The sequence below is a fragment of the Thalassorhabdomicrobium marinisediminis genome (genome assembly GCF_003072065.1).
Classification (GTDB): Bacteria; Pseudomonadota; Alphaproteobacteria; order Rhodobacterales; family Rhodobacteraceae; genus Octadecabacter; species Octadecabacter marinisediminis.
In genome coordinates this window covers 121,108-138,561 of the sequence record NZ_QCYG01000007.1, presented here as the reverse complement: position 1 = coordinate 138,561, position 17,454 = coordinate 121,108, and the positions used below count along the sequence as shown (strand labels likewise).

The window sequence follows — 17,454 nt, the reverse complement described above, 5'->3', positions numbered from 1 at the left end:
GGCAATCGGATGTCAGGGGTAACACGGGGCTACGTCTGGGGCCGGGCCATACGGGTCGGCATCTGGTTTGTTGTGATCACCATCGTCGTTCACCTCTATTCGGGCGAGCAGGACCCGATGCCGGTCGGCGTGCTGAACCGGCTTCTGGGGGCGGCGTTTATCGTCGCGCTGTTCAGCATGCCGCCGGTGCGATGGATCGGGCGCACCTATCTTCACACGACGCCGCCCGACGACGATCTGGACGATTGACCGGCGGTAAACAAAACGACCCCCGAAGCCAAGCTCGGGGGCCGTGGGGCCATGATGAGATACAGGTGCAGACCGGCTTAGCGCAGGATGCTGCGGCCCGCGTAGATTGCGGTTTCTTCCAGCATTTCCTCGATCCGGATCAACTGGTTATACTTCGCCAACCGGTCGGACCGCGCGAGCGATCCGGTCTTGATCTGGCCGCAGTTTGTGCCCACGGCGAGGTCGGCAATCGTCGCGTCCTCGGTCTCGCCCGAGCGGTGGCTCATCACGTTGGTGAAGCGCGCGCGATGGGCCATATCGACGGCGGTGAGCGTTTCGGTCAGCGTGCCGATCTGGTTGACCTTGACCAGCATGGAGTTCGCGGATTTCTGCTCGATCCCCATCTGCAACCGTTTGGGGTTGGTCACGAACAGATCGTCGCCCACAAGCTGGATGCGGTCGCCCAGCCGTTCCGTGAGCGCGTTCCAGCCGTCCCAGTCATCTTCGGACATGCCGTCCTCGATCGAGATGATGGGATAGTCGTTCACCAGTGCCTCAAGGTAGTCGACATTCTCGGCGGAGGTCAGCGATTTGCCCTCACCGGTCATCTCGTATTTGCCGTTCTTGTAGTATTCCGTCGCCGCACAATCGAGGGCGAGGTAGATGTCCTCACCGGGGGTGTAGCCCGCTTTCTTGATGGCGTTGAGGATGAAATCCAGCGCCTCGCGGGTGCCGCCCAGCTCGGGCGCAAAGCCGCCCTCATCGCCCAGACCGGTGGACATGCCCGCAGCTGAGAGTTCGCCCTTCAGCGTGTGGAACACTTCCGAGCCCATGCGCACCGCCTCGCGGATGTTGTCCGCGCTCACCGGCATGATCATGAATTCCTGAATGTCGATGGGGTTGTCCGCATGCTCGCCCCCGTTGATGATGTTCATCATCGGCACGGGCAGGGTGCGCGCGGCGGTCCCGCCAATGTAGCGGAACAGCGGCTGACCGGTGTAGTCGGCGGCCGCCTTCGCCACGGCCATGGAGACGCCAAGGATCGCGTTTGCGCCCAACCGCCCCTTGTTGTCGGTGCCGTCCAGCTCGATCATCGCCATGTCGATGGCGACCTGTTCGGTGGCGTCGAAGCCAAGGATCGCCTCGGCAATCTCGCCGTTCACCGCCTCGACCGCCTGCAAGACGCCCTTGCCCTTGTAGCGGCCCTTGTCGCCGTCGCGCTTCTCGACCGCCTCATGCACGCCGGTGGACGCGCCCGAGGGCACCGCCGCGCGGCCCATGGTGCCGTCTTCCAGCGTCACATCGACTTCGACCGTGGGATTGCCCCGACTGTCGAGGATTTCGCGGGCGTGAATGTCGATGATCGTGCTCATGGCAGTCTCCTAAAGGGTTGTTAGCGCAAACATGGCGCGGGTCGGCTTTGCTATAGCGCCTTGGCTGCGGCTTGGGAAGTGCGCGCCGCGCGGCGTTTCAGGCGGGCTTCGCGCAACAGGGTGAAAAGGCCCGCGCCGATCACGATGGTGACGCCGATGAGCGTGTAGAGGTCCGGCGCTTCGGCGAAGAACAGCGCGCCCAGCACCAGCGCGAACAGCATCCGCGAATAGCGGAACGACGAGATGAAGGCCGCGTCGCCGATGCGCGTGGCGGCGATGATGGCAAGATAGGCGGTCATGCCGACAATGACGCAAAGGGCCAAGACGCCCCATTCCAGCGCGGTGGGCAGGACCAGCGACTGCCCCCAGACCCAGCACAGGACAAGGCCCGTGGGCACCAAACCGGCAAAGGCGGCGATGGACAGATGCGGCCCCGAGATCGGGGAGTTGAGGCTGCGCGTCACCAGATCGCGCCCGGCCAGCGCCACCATGCCCACGACCGCCAAAAGCACCAGCGGATCGAAAGTGGCCACGCCGGGTTTGACGATGAACAGGATGCCCGAGAAGCCCACGAAGATCGCCAGCCAGCGCCGCCAGCCCACCGGTTGCCCCAGAAACAGCGCGGCCCCCATGGCGACCACCAGCGGTGTCGCCTGAATGACCGCCGAGACGAGCGTGAGTTCCACCAGCGCCAGCGACGAGATGAAAAAGGCCGTGCCGAAGGCCTCGAAGCCCGAGCGCAGGATCACCCTCGAGCGGCGCTGGTCGGCGACAAAGGCGGGCTTGCCCTGAAACCGCAGCCAGAGCGCAAACAGGATCACCCCGCCCAAGCCCATGGTCGAGACGATCTGCCCGGGCGGCACCGTCCCCGAGAGCGATTTGATCAGCGCATCCTCGACCGCGAAGCCGAACATCGAGGCGACCATCATCACCGCCCCGCGCAGATTGTCGACGCCTGAATTCTCCATCAGACGCGCCGGATCATCAGGTGGTTTCCGGTCTTCTTCGTCTCGACCGCCTTGATCGCATGGGCCAGCGACGACAGTTTCTTGTGCCCATAGGTGCGCGGGTCGAAATCCGGATGCGCGGCAAGGATCATCGAGCCGACACCGCCCAGATGATACCAGTCGTCGTCGCTGTCGATCTTGTCCATCGCCTCAAGAAACAGCACCTGCGCGTCGCGCAGGTTCTGCGCGGCTTCGGTCGTGCGCTCTTCGGCGCTCAGGTTCTCGATCAGGATGAAACGGTTGCAGACGTTGCGCAGGCTGTCGGGGGTCTTGCGTTCGCCGATGCCGATGACGTTCAGCCCGTCTTCGCGCAACCGGTTGGCCAGCGCGGTGAAATCACTGTCGGAGGACACGATCACGAAGCCGTCGAACCGCCGCGTGTGCAGGATGTCCATGGCGTCGATCACCAGCCCGATGTCGCTGGCGTTCTTTTGCTTGGTGTTCGCGGTTTCCTGCCGCGCCACAAGGCCAAGCTGCGGGATCACCTTGCTCCAGCCGTTCAGGCTTTCGGCGGACCAGTCGCCATAGACGCGGCGCAGGGCGGGCTCACCGATGCTCGACACCTCTTTCAGGATCGCTTGCGCGTGTTTCGCGGGCACGTTGTCCGCGTCGATCAGCACGGCAAGCAGGGGGCGGTCTTCAGCCATCTTTCGGCTCCTTTTTCACACCGTAGAGTTCCAGACGGTGCCCGATGAGAACATAGCCCAGCTTGTCGGCGATCCGCTCTTGCAGGGCTTCGATTTCGGCATCGATGAATTCGATCACCTCGCCGGAGGTCAGGTCGATCAGGTGGTCGTGATGTTCCCGGTCCGAGGCTTCGTAGCGCGCGCGCCCGTCGCCGAAGTCGTGTTTGTCGAGGATGCCGGATTCCTCGAACAGCTTCACCGTGCGGTAGACCGTGGCGAGCGAGATGCGCGGATCGGCGGCGCTGGCGCGGGCGTGCAGCTCTTCCACGTCCGGGTGGTCGTCGGCGGCCTCAAGCACTCCGGCAATCACCCGTCGCTGCTCGGTCATGCGCAGGCCCCGCGCTTCACAGCGGGACAGGATGGTGTCGGTCATGGCAGCCTCTATTCGCGGTCCGATCGGCGGTTCGCCGTGTTGTTACGCCATCATAAGGGCAGGGGCCAGAGGGCATCGGGCGGGTGCGGGCCGCGCCCGTCAGCGCCACGGCAGCGCCAGCCATGTGCCGCCCAGAGCGCGCGGTGTGGCCCCGGTGCCCAATTTGAAACGCGCAAGGCCGGGGGCGTGGTCGGTCTCGATCATTCCCAGATCGAAGGTGCTGTGTCCAAGGGTTTGCAGGTGTTCGGCCACATGGGTGAGCAGCACGCGCGGAGCGTTGCAGGCAAGACCCCCTGCGCTGGCCCAGGCGGTCTGATAGGTGGCGACGGGACCGTGACGCAGGACCAGACAAGCGGCCACAAGCGCGACCCCCGCGCGCGCCTCGGCCAACAGCGCGGCACCGGGGTTGGCCCGCGCGAAGTGCTGCAAAAGGGCCGTGGGATAGGCGCGATAGCGCCGCGCCCGAGCCTGTGCCTCGGCATGGGCAAAAAGCGGATGCGCGGCCCCGCTCCAGCCGGTGATGCGCAGATCAAGTCCGGCCGCCGCCCCCTTGCGCAACTGGTTGCGCCACTTGGGGTGCATGGCGGCGCGCAGGTCCGGGACGGTCAGGTCCCAGTCGGCCACATGGGCGGCGGTGAGGATCTGCACATAGCCCGCGCGGCGCATGGCGGCCGGCGCGGGGGCTTCGAGGTTCAGAAGATGCGGGCGCAGGTGCAGGTCTTCGACGCGGAGACGACTGGCGAAATCCACCGTGCCGAAGGGGGCGAACCGGCGCGACAGGACGACCGGCGCGGTGGACCGCAGCGGGGTGCCATAGGCCGCGAGGGCGCGGGCGAACTGCGGCGATTGTTGCAAGGGATGGGCGCGCATTGGGCCATTAACCCCGTCTTTACCTAAGACGCGGTTAATGGTGGCGATGAAACATTTGCCCCGCATCCCCGCGCCAAGGCTCACGCCGCTTGCCACGGCAGTGGTGGCGGCAGCGGTTGCGCTTTTGGGCGGGGCGCTGTTGGCGGTGGTGATGTGAGGCGGGTGGAGTTTGCCGGGTCGGCACCGCCGACCAGCCCCCGACCGCCCCCCCGGGCGGGGGCTTCACCCCCACCCGCGGCCGCGGGCTGGTCTTAGCCTAAACGGGGTGCAGACACTGCTACCCCAGTTGCACCAGCGCGTGGCGCTTTTTGCCCGCGCTCAGCTTGATCGGGGTCGCGAGATCCGCCGGTGCAATCATCCGGCCGGCATCGGTCAGTGCCGCGTCGTTGAGTTTGGCACCGCCTTCGGCGATCAGGCGCTTGGCCTCTTTCCCGCTGCCCGCAAGGCCGGATTTGACGATCAGCTGCACGATGGAAATCCCGTCGCCCAGCTCATCCGGCGACAGTGTCAGCGTCGGCAAATCGTCGCCCACGCCGCCCTTCTCGAAGACCTCTTTCGCGGTCTGCGCGGCGGCCTCGGCGGCCTCTGTCCCGTGCAACAGGGCGGTGACCTCATTGGCGAGGATGATCTTCGCCTCGTTGATCTCGGACCCTTGCAACGCGCCCAGACGCTCACACTCCTCGACCGGCAATTCGGTGAAGAGTTTCAAGAACTTGCCCGTGTCCGCATCGGTCGTGTTGCGCCAGAACTGCCAGAACTCGTAAGGCGACAGCATATCGCCGTTCAGCCAGATCGCGCCGCCCTGCGACTTGCCCATCTTGCGCCCGTCACTGGTGGTCAGAAGCGGTGTCGTGAGACCGAAAATCTCGGTGTCGAGCACCCGCCGCGTCAGGTCGATCCCGTTGACGATGTTGCCCCACTGGTCCGAGCCGCCCATCTGCAGCAAGCAGCCATAGCGGCGGTTCAGCTCAAGGAAATCATAGGCTTGCAGGATCATGTAGTTGAATTCCAGGAACGACAGGGATTGCTCGCGATCCAGCCGCGACTTCACGCTTTCAAACGACAGCATCCGGTTGACCGAGAAATGCCGCCCGATGTCGCGCAGGAAATCGAGGTAGTTCAACCCGTCCAGCCATTCGGCGTTGTTGAGCATCAAGGCGCCGGTGTCACTGTCGTCATAGCTGATCAGCTTGGCAAACACCTGTTTCATGCCGGCGATGTTGGATTCGATCTGCTCGGGCCCCAGCAGCGGACGTTCATCGCTGCGAAACGACGGATCGCCCACCTTGGTGGTGCCACCCCCCAACAGCGTGATCGGCTTGTGGCCGGTTTTCTGTAGCCAGCGCAGCACCATGATGTTCATCAGATGGCCCACGTGCAGCGACTGCGCGGTGGCGTCATACCCGATATAGGCGGGCACGGTGCCGGCGGCCAAAGCCTCGTCCAGACCCTGATAATCCGTGCAGTCGGCCAGAAAGCCACGTTCTGTCATGATGCGGATGAAATCGGATTTGGGATGGTAGGTCATGTCGCGTTCCTGCTAGTTTGCGGGGCAACCTATAGGGGCCGCAGGGCATAAGGGAAAGACCATGTTGAAAGATCGCAAGCTGCGGGTCGTGGGGGCCATGTCGGGCACCTCGCTTGACGGGGTGGACGCGGCCGAGATCGTCACCGACGGGCACCGGATCTTCAGCTTCGGCGACAGTGCCTTCCTGCCCTATGACGCGGCCCAGCGGGCGGTGCTGCGCGGCGCCTTGGGCAAATGGCCCGAGGACGACGTGGCCGAGGTGTCGGAGCTGATCGAGACGGTGCACGCGCAGGTGCTGTCGCGGTTCACGGAGGCCGAGCTTATCGGCTTCCACGGCCAGACGCTGGCCCACGCGCCGCAGGGGCGCGGCACCCATCAGGCGGGGGACGGTGCGGTGCTGGCCGAGGTTCTGGGCACGCCGGTGGTCTGGGACTTCCGCAGCGCCGATGTGCAGATGGGCGGCGAGGGCGCGCCGCTGGCCCCGTTCTATCATTTCGCGCTGGCGCAGAGGATGGGGGCCACCGCGCCGCTGGCGATCCTCAATCTGGGCGGCGTGGGCAATGTGACATGGATTGACCCGAGCCTGCCGCATCCGCACAGCGACGGCGCGCTGCTGGCCTTCGACACCGGTCCGGCCAACGCGCCGATCAACGATCTGATGCAGGCCCGCCGGGGGGCGGACTGCGACACCGACGGGGCGCTGGCGGCGGCGGGGCGCGTGGATCAGGGGGCGATCGACGGCTTCCTGCAACACCCCTATTTCTTCCGCATGCCGCCGAAGTCGCTGGACCGGGATGCGTTCACCGGACTTGTCGAGGCAGTGGCGGAGCTGCCCGACGCCGATGCGGTGGCGACGCTGACCATGGCCTGTGCCGCGTCGGTGGCGCAGGGGCTGCAGGCCTGTCCGGCCCCGCCCGAGCGCATTCTGGTCACCGGCGGCGGGCGCAAGAACCCCACGCTTATGGCGATGCTGGCGCAGGTCTGCACGGTGCCCGTCGCGCCCATCGAAGAGGCGGGGTTCGACGGCGACATGCTGGAAGCGCAGGCCTTCGCCTTTCTCGCCGCGCGGGTGGCCAACGGCCTGCCCACAAGCGCGCCGGGCACCACGGGGGTGGGCGCGCCGGTGGGGGGTGGCACGCTCTCACGTCCCTCAGGCTGAGGCGTTGAGTCGCGCCGCGATGCCGCGCAGAAGCGCCGCGCGGGTGGCCGGATCGGCGATGCGGTCGTAAACCTCGGTGGCGGCGCGGACCATATCGGCGCATGCGGTGGGATTGGCCCGCGCCCAGGTGAGCTTTTCTTCGACGTCGCCCGCGCCCTCGGCCAGCGGCACGTAGTGAACCCAGGGGCGGAAGGCTTCGGTGTAGAACAGCTCCCACCCGTCTTCTTCCTTGAGGATCAACGCGTTGGAGGCCGCCGCCATGAGGAAGTTCGAGCCTGTGTCGTTGCCCGCAAGGCTCAGGATATAGCGGTATCGGTGGAACCAGTCGCGCGGCTTCATGGGCACGCATAGACCGCGCAGGGCGGGTGTTTCCGCCAGTTTCTTCCACTTGTCGCGCAGCACCAAGCCCACGACGAAGTTCTTGTGATGGCGGTAGGTCTTGACGATGCGGTAACGCGGCACGCAGGCGAGGTCGTCGATCACGTCGTCCCAGTCCGGTGCCTCGGGCGGCAGGTCTTCCATGCGAGCGCGCAGGGCGTAAACACCGTGACGCGTGCGGCCCTTCGGGGTCAGGGTGGGCGACATGCGCCCCGTGAGGTTGCCGAGCCAGACGCAACGGTCGATCTTCTCGGCAAAGGGGATTTGGTCGATGGGGTAGCCGCCCACGGCCCCGCGCGGGGCGAGCGTGTGATAGCCCGGCAAGGGCCAGAGCGTGAGGTTCGTGGCCCCCTTGCGCCGGTTGTAGACCACCGTGCGTGGCGGCGCGGCGCGGCGCCCTTTGGTGCCAATATACCGCGCGTCCATCATGTCGATGTTGAGCGGCGGTTCGGCCCCGTGGGCCAGCAACTCGCCCAGCGCCCCTTGCGCCCGTTCCAGCCCTGCCTTGGCGTCGATCCGCAGCGTGCCGTTGGGGGTGCGCAGCATGGGCGCGGGCGCGCCGGTGCGGTCGAGAAAGCCATGGTCGCGCCACAGGATGGAAATCGGGCTAAGGTGCTTTTCCTGTCCGGCGGGTCCTTTGGTTTCACTTGCGAAATCAACGAGGTTGCGGACGAAGTTCATGTCTGGCGGCGGTGCGGGGGGCGGAGTTGGCCCGTCGCGTAGGGCTGTGTGCAATCCGGCTGCGCCTTCCGTCGTCGTCGCGGGCTGCGGACGAGGCTTAGGCGCTGTGAGGTTGTAGTGCGGTTCGAAAAAACCTTGCAGAGTTTCAGAGGGATCGGACGTGACGTTAAAGCAAAGAAAACGCGGATGATCCGCGAAGAGCTGCTTGCACCGCGCAATGTGGTCTCGCTTCTCTGCCGCCCAAAGGTCGGGCAGATCGGCTTCGGCCACGCGGGCGTGCCAGGCGGCGGCGCTGCGGTGGGCACCGCCGTCGGCCGAGAGGCGGTCAGCGATCCAGGCGGCTTCGTCGCGATGGGTCAGGATAAAATAGGCGTCGGGAAAGCGGGCCAGCAAACCGGGGACGAGGTCTTGCACGAAGACTGGCGGCAGGTGGCGCTTGCTTAGATGCGACAGGCCCGACACGCCGACCGCATGGGGCCAGTGGCGCAGCGGGGGCGTGCCGGCGGCCAGTGCATAGGCCAGATCGACCGCGATCTTGCCGCCTTGGTCGTGCCGCCAGAGGTAACCGTTCGCGGCGAAGAGCTGCCCCAGCCACGCCCCTCCGCTCATCGGCAGGCCGATGCCGAACACCCTTGGCGGTCTGGCCTGTTCCGGCATCCCGTGATTCCCCTTGCCCTTGCTGCCCCTTGACGGACAGTGTGCCGCGCCGCGTCCGGCGGCTCAACCGTTCAGGCGGGCAGGTGGATCGGGAATCGCTTGCGCAGATCAGCGTCCAGCGCCGGATCGAAGCGCGCGGGCGCGCGGGTGGCGAGGATCGCCTCTTTGCGTTTGATGGTCTGTTCGATGAGGTCGGGCCGGTCGCTTTCGGCCCATTCCTTGGGGCTCATCCGGTTGCCGAGGGCCGGATAGACGCAATCGCGCTCCATATGGCTGAGCGTGCGGTCGGTGCCGAGGTAATGGCCCGGCCCGCCCATGCAAACTTCGGCCATCTGGTCGAGGGCGAGGGTCTCATCGTCCACCTCGATCCCGCGCACGCAGCGTTGGGCCTGCCCGATGATATCGTCTGCGAGAATCAGGCTTTCGTGGCAGAACCCCAGAAGAGACGCATGCATGCCCGCCGCCTCATAAATCATGTTGCAGCCCGCAAGCCCCGCCATGACGTTCGAGCACATCTGCTCCCATCCGGCTTGCATGTCGGGCATCTTGCTGTCCGACGCGCCCGCCGCCGCGCCGCCGGGGACGCCGTAGAAGGCGTGCATCTGCGCGCAACCGGCGGTGAGCAACGCCTGTTCGCCCGAGCCTACGGTCATGGCACCCGTGCGCAGGTCCAGCCCGAAGGGCCAGGTGCCGAAGATCGCCGGATGGCCGGGGGCAATCGCGTTGACATAGACCAGCCCCGCCAGACATTCCGCCACGGCCTGTGTGATCGCACCGGCGATGGTGCTGGGGGCGGTGGCCCCCGACATCCCCGCCGAGAGCAGCAGCACCGGCATCCCGCCGCGCACGCAGGTCTCCATCGACTCGCAGCTTTCGGTGGCGAATTTCATCGGCGGGACGACAAAACAGTTCGACATGGACACGAAGGGCCGCGCGCGGAATTCGGCCTCGCCCCCGGCGATGGCGTAGCACAGGTCAAGGCAGGGCTGTGCATGGGACGGGTCCGAGATCGAGGTGCCCACGTGTTTGGTGGTGCCGGCGCAGCAGGCGTAAATGGTGTTGAGGTCCATCTCGAGGTTGTCGGCGATGTCGCGGGCCACCATGGGGCGTTGCAGGAAGTGCACGTTGTCCAGCGTGTCGGCAATCCGCGCGGCGTCGTGCAGGTCTTGCAGGGTGCTGTCGCGGAAGGCGTTGCCGGTCACATCGACCATATTCACCGCAGCCCCGGCGGTGCCGTAGTGCACCCGCTGGCCCGAGAGGTCGAGGTCATGGCGGGGATCGCGCGCGCAAAGCGTGAGGTCCTTGCAAGCGACGGCGAGCATGTCTTCCACCAGCGCGCGCGGGAAGCGGATGCGGCCATCGTCGCCAAGGATTGCGCCTGCGCCCGTCAGGATTTCGACGCCGGACGGCGGCGCGTCGGCCAGGCCGATGGTCTCGAGCGCGGTGAGGGCGGCGTTGTGGATTTTCTGCACATCCGCGTTCGAAAGCGGACGGTACGTGCCACCGGTCATGCCCGGTCGGATCGGGCGCATATCGTCGGACATGGGCGCGGCGCGCAGGGCGAGGCGGGCGGCACGACCGCCGGAGCGGCCAGCGCGGCGGGAGGGAGCGTGATCAGTCATGGTGGTAGCCTTGTGAAAGGATCGAAAGAAAAGGGGGGGGGGGCGGGGGTCAGGCCCCGCCGGGCCGCCCCCGGGCCGCACGACCGCGCCGGGCGCCGATGGTCAGGCGAATGCGAACGGGATGGGTTTCGATGCTCACATCAAGGCTCCTTTCCGCTCAGCGTCGGACGTCCGTTTGCGACGGTCTGTCCCCTTTGCGACGTCCGGGCAAAATTGCGACAGTGCGGCTAAAATCGACCTTTTTTGCTCGGATCAGGGAACCCGCTGATTTGGTGGGGTTTTCCGCCGATGCGCAGGCCCGGATGGGCAGAAAATCGCCTGCGATTTCGTGACCCCGTGCATCCCGGAACAGAGCGATTACATGGGCGTTGAGGTCCCGTGAACGATGTGCGGATGCACTGCACACGTTTTGAAAATCGACCTTGTGTGAAAAGGAAAAAACAAATGACACGTACGTTTATCACATCCTGTGCCGCCGCAGCCCTTGCCGTTGCCGCAGCCCCCGCTTTCGCTGGCAACCTGGCCGAGCCCGTTGTGGTTCAGGCCCCGGCCCCCGTCATGGCCGCCCCCGTGGTCATGGGCAGCGACTGGACCGGCGCCTATGTCGGTGGCTCGCTGGGCTATGCGGACATCGAAGACGATGGCGCCCTGTTCGACGACGATGCCAATGGTATGACCTACGGTGTGCACGCCGGTTACGACTACGACTTCGGGACGTTCGTTCTGGGTGGTGAGATCGAAATCGCCGGTGCGGACATCGAAGATGGTGTGTCCGGTGCCGAAGTCGATTCGATCGCGCGCCTCAAGGCCCGTGCCGGTTATGATGCAGGCCAGTTCATGCCTTACCTGACCGCAGGTGTGGCCCAGCTGAACCTTGATTCCGGTGACGACACCGGCGCCGTTTACGGTGTGGGTCTGGACTACAAGGTGACCGACAGCATCCGCGTGGGTGGTGAAGTGCTCAAGCACGACTTCGAGGATTTCAACGACACCGGCAACGACATTGACGCCACGACAGCCTCGCTGCGCGTGTCCTACGAATTCTAAGCGACCGGCCCGATGGGGCTGATCGGGGCGCGGCGGGGAAACCTGCCGCGCCCTTTTTCGTGCGGGTGGCGGGGCATGACTTCGGGCCGCTTGGCGGCCGGTTCGGCCACAGCGGTTCGGTCATTTCGCAGATATGTCAGTCAGGAGTGACGGGCCCGCCAGTGCGGAATGGTCCGGCGCGGCCCCTTGTTGAATGGGAAGGACCGCGTCGCGTTGTGCCGTGGGTCTGCACCCGATATGCCAGCCCCCATGATCAAAGGCGGGCTTGGGTGGTCTGGGACCCGTGACCTGTTTCCTGTGGCACCTTTGTGGGGCGCCTGAACGTTCGCGGACAGGTTTAGGCGCATAGGGTAAACACAGGCTGAGGTGACCGTGACGCTGCGCCGTTGATTTGCGCAACGGGGCAGGCTACAACCGCGGGCATGAAGAGCATTTGCAATATTTGCTGCATTATTCCCTGCTGACCATCCGGCGGGCCGCTCTTTCACGTTTCATCACTTACATGAAGTTGCTAAGCCCGCGGGGACACTCCCTATGAGGCCGCTATGACGATCAGATTGTACAACACCGCCCAGCGCAAGAAGGTGGAATTCGCGCCGATCGACCCCGAGAACGTGCGCATGTATGTCTGCGGGCCGACGGTCTATGACCGCGCCCATCTGGGCAACGCGCGCCCCGTGATCGTGTTCGATACGCTGTTCAGGCTCTTGCGGCATGTCTATGGCGCGGAGCACGTGACCTATGTGCGCAATTTCACGGACGTGGACGACAAGATCAACGCGACGGCGCTGGCGCGGAAAGAGGCGGGGGCCGAAGGGTCGCTGGAGGAACTGGTGCGCGAGCGCTCGGACGAGACCATCGGCTGGTATCACGCGGATATGGACGCACTGGGGGCGCTGCGGCCCACGAAAGAGCCGCGGGCCACAGCGTTCATCGGTCAGATGGTAGCGATGATCGAAGCGCTGGTCGAGAAGGGCCACGCCTATGCCAAAGAAGGGCACGTGCTGTTCCGCGTGCGGTCCTATGAGAAGTATGGCGCGCTGTCGGGGCGCACGGTGGATGACATGATCGCGGGCGCGCGGGTCGAGGTCGCGCCCTTCAAGGAAGACCCGTTGGATTTCGTGCTGTGGAAGCCGTCGACGGATGATCTGCCCGGCTGGGACAGCCCTTGGGGGCGCGGGCGGCCCGGCTGGCATATCGAATGCTCGGCCATGGCGGCGGAGCTTCTGGGCGAGAGTTTCGACATTCACGGCGGCGGCAACGATCTGCAATTCCCGCACCACGAAAACGAGATCGCGCAATCGGCCTGCATGGGGCACGGGTTCGCCAACGTCTGGATGCACAACGAGATGTTGCAGGTCGAGGGTAAGAAAATGTCCAAGTCGCTGGGCAATTTCTTCACCGTGCGCGATTTGCTGGAGCAGGGCGTGCCGGGCGAGGTGATCCGCTTCGTGATGCTGTCGACGCATTACCGCAAGCCGATGGATTGGACCGAGAAGAAGCGGGTTGAGGCGGAGAAGGTGCTCGCACGACTCTATGCAGCGGCGGCTGGCGTCAAACCGTCTGACGGGGTGGATGTGTTGATTATCGACGCCTTGTCAGATGACTTGAACACGCACGCGGCGCTCCAGCGAATGCAGCAGCTCCAGAAGAAACCGGCGGAACTGCGGGCAGCTATGGAACTCTTGGGCTTCGGGAGTCCCGAAGAGGTTGATTGGTGGCGTAGCGATTTGACGATGACGTCCGGACCAACCGCCCTTGGCGGCGAAAGTCTATCTGAGCTGATGAATTTAATTCACCCGTATCTAGACCACTGGCAATCACTCAGAGATCAAAAGCGTTGGGCTGAGGCTGATGAATTTAGGCAGAAGCTTAACGAAGCTGGCCTCGTCGTGCAGGCGACACCTACAGGACCGCAAGGGGAGCGTTCCAGCAACTTCGACCCCTCCAAACTGGAGGGCTTGCTATGACCCTTGCCGCAACGCACGACAGTCCCCGGCCGCGGGTGGGGGGGAAGCCCCCGCCCGGGGGGGCGGACGGGGGCTGTCCGGATCGCAGGGCGATCCGTCCGCAGGACTCCGCCGACCGCGGCTGGGGGGATCGCCGCCGCCCGGCGGGGCGGTCGGGGGCTGACCTTGCCACAAGCGCCACGGCGGCGGCCAAGCCAGACGGGGAGGGCCTAGAATGACCAAGGAACGTCTTTACCTTTACGACACCACCCTGCGCGATGGGCAGCAGACGCAGGGTGTGCAGTTCTCCACCGACGAAAAGCACGCCGTGGCGCGGATGCTGGATGATCTGGGCGTGGACTACATCGAAGGCGGCTGGCCGGGGGCGAACCCCACCGACAGCGAGTTCTTCGAGGATGCGCCAAAAACCCGCGCGCGGCTCACCGCGTTCGGGATGACCAAACGGGCGGGGCGCTCGGCCGAGAACGACGATGTGCTCGCCGCGGTGATGAACGCGGGCACGCAGGCGGTCTGCATCGTCGGCAAGACCCATGATTTCCACGTCGAAGCCGCCCTTGGCATCACGTTGGAGGAGAACATCAAGAACATTTCCGCCTCGGTCGCGCATATCGTCGTCAGCGGGCGCGAGGCGTTGTTCGACGCGGAACACTTCTTCGACGGGCTGAAATCCAACCCCGAGTACACGCTGTGCGCGGCCAAGGCGGCCTATGACGCGGGCGCGCGCTGGGTGGTGCTCTGCGACACCAACGGCGGCGCGCTGCCTCATGACGTGCGCGCGGGCGTCAAGGCCTTGATCGAGGCGGGCGTGCCGGGAAGCCATATCGGCATCCACACCCACAACGACACCGAGAACGCCGTGGCCAACAGTCTGGTCGCCGTGGCGGCGGGCGCGCGGCAGGTGCAGGGCACGCTCAACGGGTTGGGCGAACGTTGTGGCAATGCCAACCTCACCACTCTGATCCCGACGCTGGCGCTGAAGGAACCCTATGCGAGCCAGTTCGAGACGGGGGTGACGGCCGAGGCGCTGACCAGCCTGCTGCGCGTGTCGCGCCGGCTCGATGAAATCCTCAACCGGGTGCCGCAGAAACAGGCCGCTTACGTCGGCGTCAGCGCCTTTGCCCATAAGGCGGGGCTGCATGCCAGCGCCATCGCCAAGGACCCCAGCACCTATGAGCATATCGACCCCGCGCAGGTCGGCAATGCGCGGATCGTGCCCATGTCGAACCAGGCGGGGCAGTCGAACCTGCGCGAACGGCTGGGCGCCATGGGGCTTGAGGTTGCCAAGGGCGACCCGGCCCTTGCGCGCATCCTTGACCGGGTGAAAGAGCGCGAGGCGGCGGGCTATTCCTATGACACAGCGCAGGCCTCGTTCGAGGTGCTTGCGCGGGAAGAGCTGGGCGTGATGCCCGATTTCTTCGAGGTAAAACGCTACCGCGTCACGGTCGAGCGGCGGCGCAACAAACGCAATGAGATGGTCTCGCTCTCCGAGGCGGTGGTCGTGGTGAAGGTGGACGGGCAGAAGACCCTGTCGGTGTCGGAGAGCCTCGGGCCCGATGGGTCCGATCAGGGGCCGGTGCATGCGCTCAGCCGCGCGCTGATGAAGGATCTGGGGCGCTATGCGGAACACGTGGCCGACATCCGGCTGACGGACTTCAAGGTGCGCATCACCAATGGCGGCACCGAGGCGGTGACGCGGGTCATCATCGACAGTGAAGACGGGCAGGGGCGCACATGGTCTACGGTGGGGGTCAGCGCCAACATCGTCGATGCCTCGTTCGACGCGCTGGTCGATGCGATCCGCTGGAAGCTGGTGCGCGACGGGGCGCAGGATGGGGCGACGCTGTGAGCTTCGACGCCTGCGCCGCCAGCGTCGAGAAAGGCGATCCGGAACGGTTCCGCGCGGCCATGGCGAGCCCTGTCGCCGCCCGCCGCGTGTTGTTTCCGCTGTATGCCTTCAACATGCAGGTGGCGCGGGCCCCTTGGGTGACCGAGGAGCCGATGATCGCCGAGATGCGCCTGCAATGGTGGCGTGACGCGCTGGAGGAGATCGCGGAGGCGCGCGCGGTCCGCAAACATGAGGTGACGACGGAACTGGCCGAGGTGCTGGATGTACCCGGGGCGCAGGCGCTCGACCGGCTGGTCGCGGCGCGGCGCTGGGATGTCTATAAGGACACCTTTGAGGATGCCGCCCATTTCCGGGAGTATCTCGAGGCCACCTCCGGGGAATTGATGTGGCAGGGCGCGCGAGCGCTGGGCGCACCGGAGAGCGCGCGGGAGACGGTGATCGCCATCGGTCATGGCACGGGTCTCGCGCGGTTCTTGGCCGCCGCGCCCACGCTTGAAGACAAGGGCCGCAAGCCTTTGGTGGATGGCCGCCCTGAGGCCATCGCGCAACTGGCGCAAGAGGCGCTGACGCGGCTGCGTGAGGCGGGCCGCTGGGCGGGCCTGTCCGGTCTGCCCCGTGCGGCGCTTCTGGAAAGCTGGGAGGCCGCGCCCCTGTTGCAGCAGATCGCGCGTCAGCCGGACCGGGTCGCGCAGAACAGCGTCGGGATCAGCCCGTTTCGGAGCCGTCTCAGGCTGGCGCGCCGCGCCGCACGTCTGGCCCGCGCCTAGGCGTCGCGACCCCGGGGGCGCAGGGCCAGCCAGATCAGCGCACCGCCGGCCAGCGCGATGAACGGCGCCATGGCGAGGTTCACGGCGGTCCAGCCTTCCATCGGCGAGCCGCCCGAGCAGTTCATCAGCCCGCCCGACGCCAGCGAGGCCAGAGTGACCGAGCCGAAGACCACCATGTCGTTCAATCCCTGCACGACGCCGCGCTCATGAGGCGCGTGGGATTCGGTCAGCAGCGTGGTCGCGCCGATAAAGCCGAAGTTCCAGCCCAGCCCCAGCAGGATCAGCGCCGCGTAGAAGCTGAACAGAGAGGGTTGGTCCGCATCGGCGAAGTTGACCCCCAGCAGCGCGGCGGCACCCGCCCCGGCAAGGATCGCCACGCCGACGCCCATGATCGTCTTGACCCCGAAGCGCACGATCAGATGGCCGGTGAAGAAACTGGGCGCGAACATGGCCAGCACATGGGCCGAGACGATGTCATTGGCGCTGCTGAGCGCATAGCCGCAGCCGACCACGGCCAGCGGGGTCGAGGTCATGATCAGGTTCATCAGCGAATAGGCCACCAGCGCCACGATCATCGCCACGATGATATTGGGATCCGACAGCAGCGCACGGCGGCTGCGGGGTGGGGTGGCGGCAAGGGGCGCAGGCTCGCGCCGCGTGCCCTTGGGCAGGTCCAGCGCGGTGAACAGGAACATGCCCACGAGGTTGAGCATGATGATCACAAGATAGGTGCCCAGAAACGGCACCACGAAGCTGCCCTCGACGATCTTGTTGAGTTGCGGCCCGAGGATCGCGGACAACAGCCCCCCCGCCATGACATAGGAGATCGCCTTGGGCTTGTAGCTGTCCGAGGCGGTGTCCGTCGCGGCGAAGCGGTAAAAACCCTGCGCGGACATATAGATGCCGGTGAAGTAAGAGCCGATGAGCAGGATCGGGAAGGAGCTGGCATAAAGCCCGTAGGCGGCAACGGCGGCGCCGACCGCCCCGGCGAGCGCTCCGATGTAGAAGCCGAAGCGCCGACCCCGCGATTGCATCAAGGGCGAAAGCCACGGCGCGGTGGTCATTGACCCGAAGATGATGAGCGAGATCGGCAGCGTCGCCCAGCAGACATTACTGGCCAACTGCTTGCCCGCCAGCCCGCCGACGACGAAAATCATCGGCATCTGCGCGCCCAGAATGGCCTGCGCGAGCACAAGCACGGCCACGTTGCGCTTGGCGCGGCGATCATCGGGGAGGAGGGCTGTGGTCTCGGTCATGGCCCA

Annotated in this window: 15 protein-coding genes; 6 read left to right on the top strand and 9 right to left on the bottom strand. The window is 65.7% G+C overall.

Going from position 1 to position 17,454, the window contains the following annotated elements:
• Window positions 1-9 precede the first annotated feature (9 nt).
• Window positions 10-249 (top strand): hypothetical protein, encoded by a 240-nt coding sequence (locus tag DC363_RS12000; RefSeq protein WP_108641402.1) that lies wholly within the window; start codon window positions 10-12, stop codon window positions 247-249.
• A gap of 77 nt (window positions 250-326) precedes the next feature.
• Here the strand turns inward: DC363_RS12000 and eno are convergent, their stop codons facing one another.
• The 6 genes from eno to tyrS form a co-directional block, all read right to left on the bottom strand.
• Window positions 327-1,601 carry a phosphopyruvate hydratase gene (eno, locus tag DC363_RS11995; RefSeq protein WP_108641401.1) on the bottom strand — a complete coding sequence of 425 codons (1,275 nt, stop codon included), beginning with the start codon at window positions 1,599-1,601 and terminating at the stop codon, window positions 327-329.
• 50 nt (window positions 1,602-1,651) lie between these two features.
• Window positions 1,652-2,569 carry a DMT family transporter gene (locus DC363_RS11990; protein ID WP_108641400.1) on the bottom strand — a complete coding sequence of 306 codons (918 nt, stop codon included), beginning with the start codon at window positions 2,567-2,569 and terminating at the stop codon, window positions 1,652-1,654.
• Window positions 2,569-3,255 carry an NYN domain-containing protein gene (locus tag DC363_RS11985; RefSeq protein WP_108641399.1) on the bottom strand — a complete coding sequence of 229 codons (687 nt, stop codon included), beginning with the start codon at window positions 3,253-3,255 and terminating at the stop codon, window positions 2,569-2,571. The genes DC363_RS11990 and DC363_RS11985 overlap by 1 nt, the downstream gene beginning before the upstream one ends.
• Complete coding sequence (locus DC363_RS11980; protein WP_108641398.1) at window positions 3,248-3,667, bottom strand: Fur family transcriptional regulator; 420 nt, start codon at window positions 3,665-3,667, stop codon at window positions 3,248-3,250. Before DC363_RS11980 ends, DC363_RS11985 begins: the two co-directional genes overlap by 8 nt.
• 99 nt (window positions 3,668-3,766) lie before the next feature.
• Window positions 3,767-4,537 carry a GNAT family N-acetyltransferase gene (locus DC363_RS11975; protein WP_108641397.1) on the bottom strand — a complete coding sequence of 257 codons (771 nt, stop codon included), beginning with the start codon at window positions 4,535-4,537 and terminating at the stop codon, window positions 3,767-3,769.
• Between the two features lie 277 nt (window positions 4,538-4,814).
• Window positions 4,815-6,065: a tyrosine--tRNA ligase gene (gene tyrS, locus DC363_RS11970; protein ID WP_108641396.1), complete on the bottom strand. Its 1,251-nt coding sequence runs from the start codon at window positions 6,063-6,065 to the stop codon at window positions 4,815-4,817.
• 61 nt (window positions 6,066-6,126) lie between these two features.
• Here tyrS and DC363_RS11965 point away from each other — a divergent pair, with 61 nt between their 5' ends.
• The gene (locus DC363_RS11965) at window positions 6,127-7,224 is read left to right on the top strand and encodes an anhydro-N-acetylmuramic acid kinase (protein ID WP_108641395.1); all 1,098 of its coding nucleotides are present in this window, start codon (window positions 6,127-6,129) and stop codon (window positions 7,222-7,224) included.
• On the opposite strand, the gene DC363_RS11960 is transcribed toward DC363_RS11965, so the two are convergent.
• Window positions 7,216-8,940 carry a glycosyl transferase family 90 gene (locus DC363_RS11960; protein WP_108641394.1) on the bottom strand — a complete coding sequence of 575 codons (1,725 nt, stop codon included), beginning with the start codon at window positions 8,938-8,940 and terminating at the stop codon, window positions 7,216-7,218. The genes DC363_RS11965 and DC363_RS11960 overlap by 9 nt on opposite strands.
• 71 nt (window positions 8,941-9,011) lie before the next feature.
• Window positions 9,012-10,562, bottom strand: a complete 1,551-nt coding sequence (locus DC363_RS11955) for a trimethylamine methyltransferase family protein (protein ID WP_108641393.1) — start codon at window positions 10,560-10,562, stop codon at window positions 9,012-9,014.
• Window positions 10,563-11,006: 444 nt separating this feature from the next.
• On the opposite strand from DC363_RS11955, the gene DC363_RS11950 reads away from it, so the two are divergent.
• The 4 genes from DC363_RS11950 (at window position 11,007) to DC363_RS11935 (ending at window position 16,192) form a co-directional block, all read left to right on the top strand.
• On the top strand, window positions 11,007-11,609 hold the full coding sequence (locus tag DC363_RS11950) for an outer membrane protein (RefSeq protein ID WP_108641392.1): 603 nt from the start codon (window positions 11,007-11,009) through the stop codon (window positions 11,607-11,609).
• Between the two features lie 545 nt (window positions 11,610-12,154).
• Window positions 12,155-13,579, top strand: coding sequence for a cysteine--tRNA ligase (gene cysS, locus DC363_RS11945; protein WP_108641391.1), 1,425 nt, complete (start codon window positions 12,155-12,157; stop codon window positions 13,577-13,579).
• A 214-nt stretch (window positions 13,580-13,793) separates the two neighbouring features.
• Window positions 13,794-15,425, top strand: coding sequence for a citramalate synthase (gene cimA, locus DC363_RS11940; protein WP_108641390.1), 1,632 nt, complete (start codon window positions 13,794-13,796; stop codon window positions 15,423-15,425).
• Window positions 15,422-16,192 carry a squalene/phytoene synthase family protein gene (locus DC363_RS11935; RefSeq protein ID WP_108641389.1) on the top strand — a complete coding sequence of 257 codons (771 nt, stop codon included), beginning with the start codon at window positions 15,422-15,424 and terminating at the stop codon, window positions 16,190-16,192. The genes cimA and DC363_RS11935 overlap by 4 nt, the downstream gene beginning before the upstream one ends.
• On the opposite strand, the gene DC363_RS11930 is transcribed toward DC363_RS11935, so the two are convergent.
• Window positions 16,189-17,448 carry an MFS transporter gene (locus tag DC363_RS11930; protein ID WP_108641388.1) on the bottom strand — a complete coding sequence of 420 codons (1,260 nt, stop codon included), beginning with the start codon at window positions 17,446-17,448 and terminating at the stop codon, window positions 16,189-16,191. The genes DC363_RS11935 and DC363_RS11930 overlap by 4 nt on opposite strands.
• Between the last annotated feature and the right edge of the window lie 6 nt (window positions 17,449-17,454).

Bases quoted from the DNA above. Each gene is read 5' to 3' on its own strand.
- DC363_RS12000 (WP_108641402.1), top strand. From the start codon at position 10: ATGTCAGGGGTAACACGGGGCTACGTCTGGGGCCGGGCCATACGGGTC.
- eno (WP_108641401.1), bottom strand. From the start codon at position 1,601: ATGAGCACGATCATCGACATTCACGCCCGCGAAATCCTCGACAGTCGG.
- DC363_RS11990 (WP_108641400.1), bottom strand. From the start codon at position 2,569: ATGGAGAATTCAGGCGTCGACAATCTGCGCGGGGCGGTGATGATGGTC.
- DC363_RS11985 (WP_108641399.1), bottom strand. From the start codon at position 3,255: ATGGCTGAAGACCGCCCCCTGCTTGCCGTGCTGATCGACGCGGACAAC.
- DC363_RS11980 (WP_108641398.1), bottom strand. From the start codon at position 3,667: ATGACCGACACCATCCTGTCCCGCTGTGAAGCGCGGGGCCTGCGCATG.
- DC363_RS11975 (WP_108641397.1), bottom strand. From the start codon at position 4,537: ATGCGCGCCCATCCCTTGCAACAATCGCCGCAGTTCGCCCGCGCCCTC.
- tyrS (WP_108641396.1), bottom strand. From the start codon at position 6,065: ATGACCTACCATCCCAAATCCGATTTCATCCGCATCATGACAGAACGT.
- DC363_RS11965 (WP_108641395.1), top strand. From the start codon at position 6,127: ATGTTGAAAGATCGCAAGCTGCGGGTCGTGGGGGCCATGTCGGGCACC.
- DC363_RS11960 (WP_108641394.1), bottom strand. From the start codon at position 8,940: ATGCCGGAACAGGCCAGACCGCCAAGGGTGTTCGGCATCGGCCTGCCG.
- DC363_RS11955 (WP_108641393.1), bottom strand. From the start codon at position 10,562: ATGACTGATCACGCTCCCTCCCGCCGCGCTGGCCGCTCCGGCGGTCGT.
- DC363_RS11950 (WP_108641392.1), top strand. From the start codon at position 11,007: ATGACACGTACGTTTATCACATCCTGTGCCGCCGCAGCCCTTGCCGTT.
- cysS (WP_108641391.1), top strand. From the start codon at position 12,155: ATGACGATCAGATTGTACAACACCGCCCAGCGCAAGAAGGTGGAATTC.
- cimA (WP_108641390.1), top strand. From the start codon at position 13,794: ATGACCAAGGAACGTCTTTACCTTTACGACACCACCCTGCGCGATGGG.
- DC363_RS11930 (WP_108641388.1), bottom strand. From the start codon at position 17,448: ATGACCGAGACCACAGCCCTCCTCCCCGATGATCGCCGCGCCAAGCGC.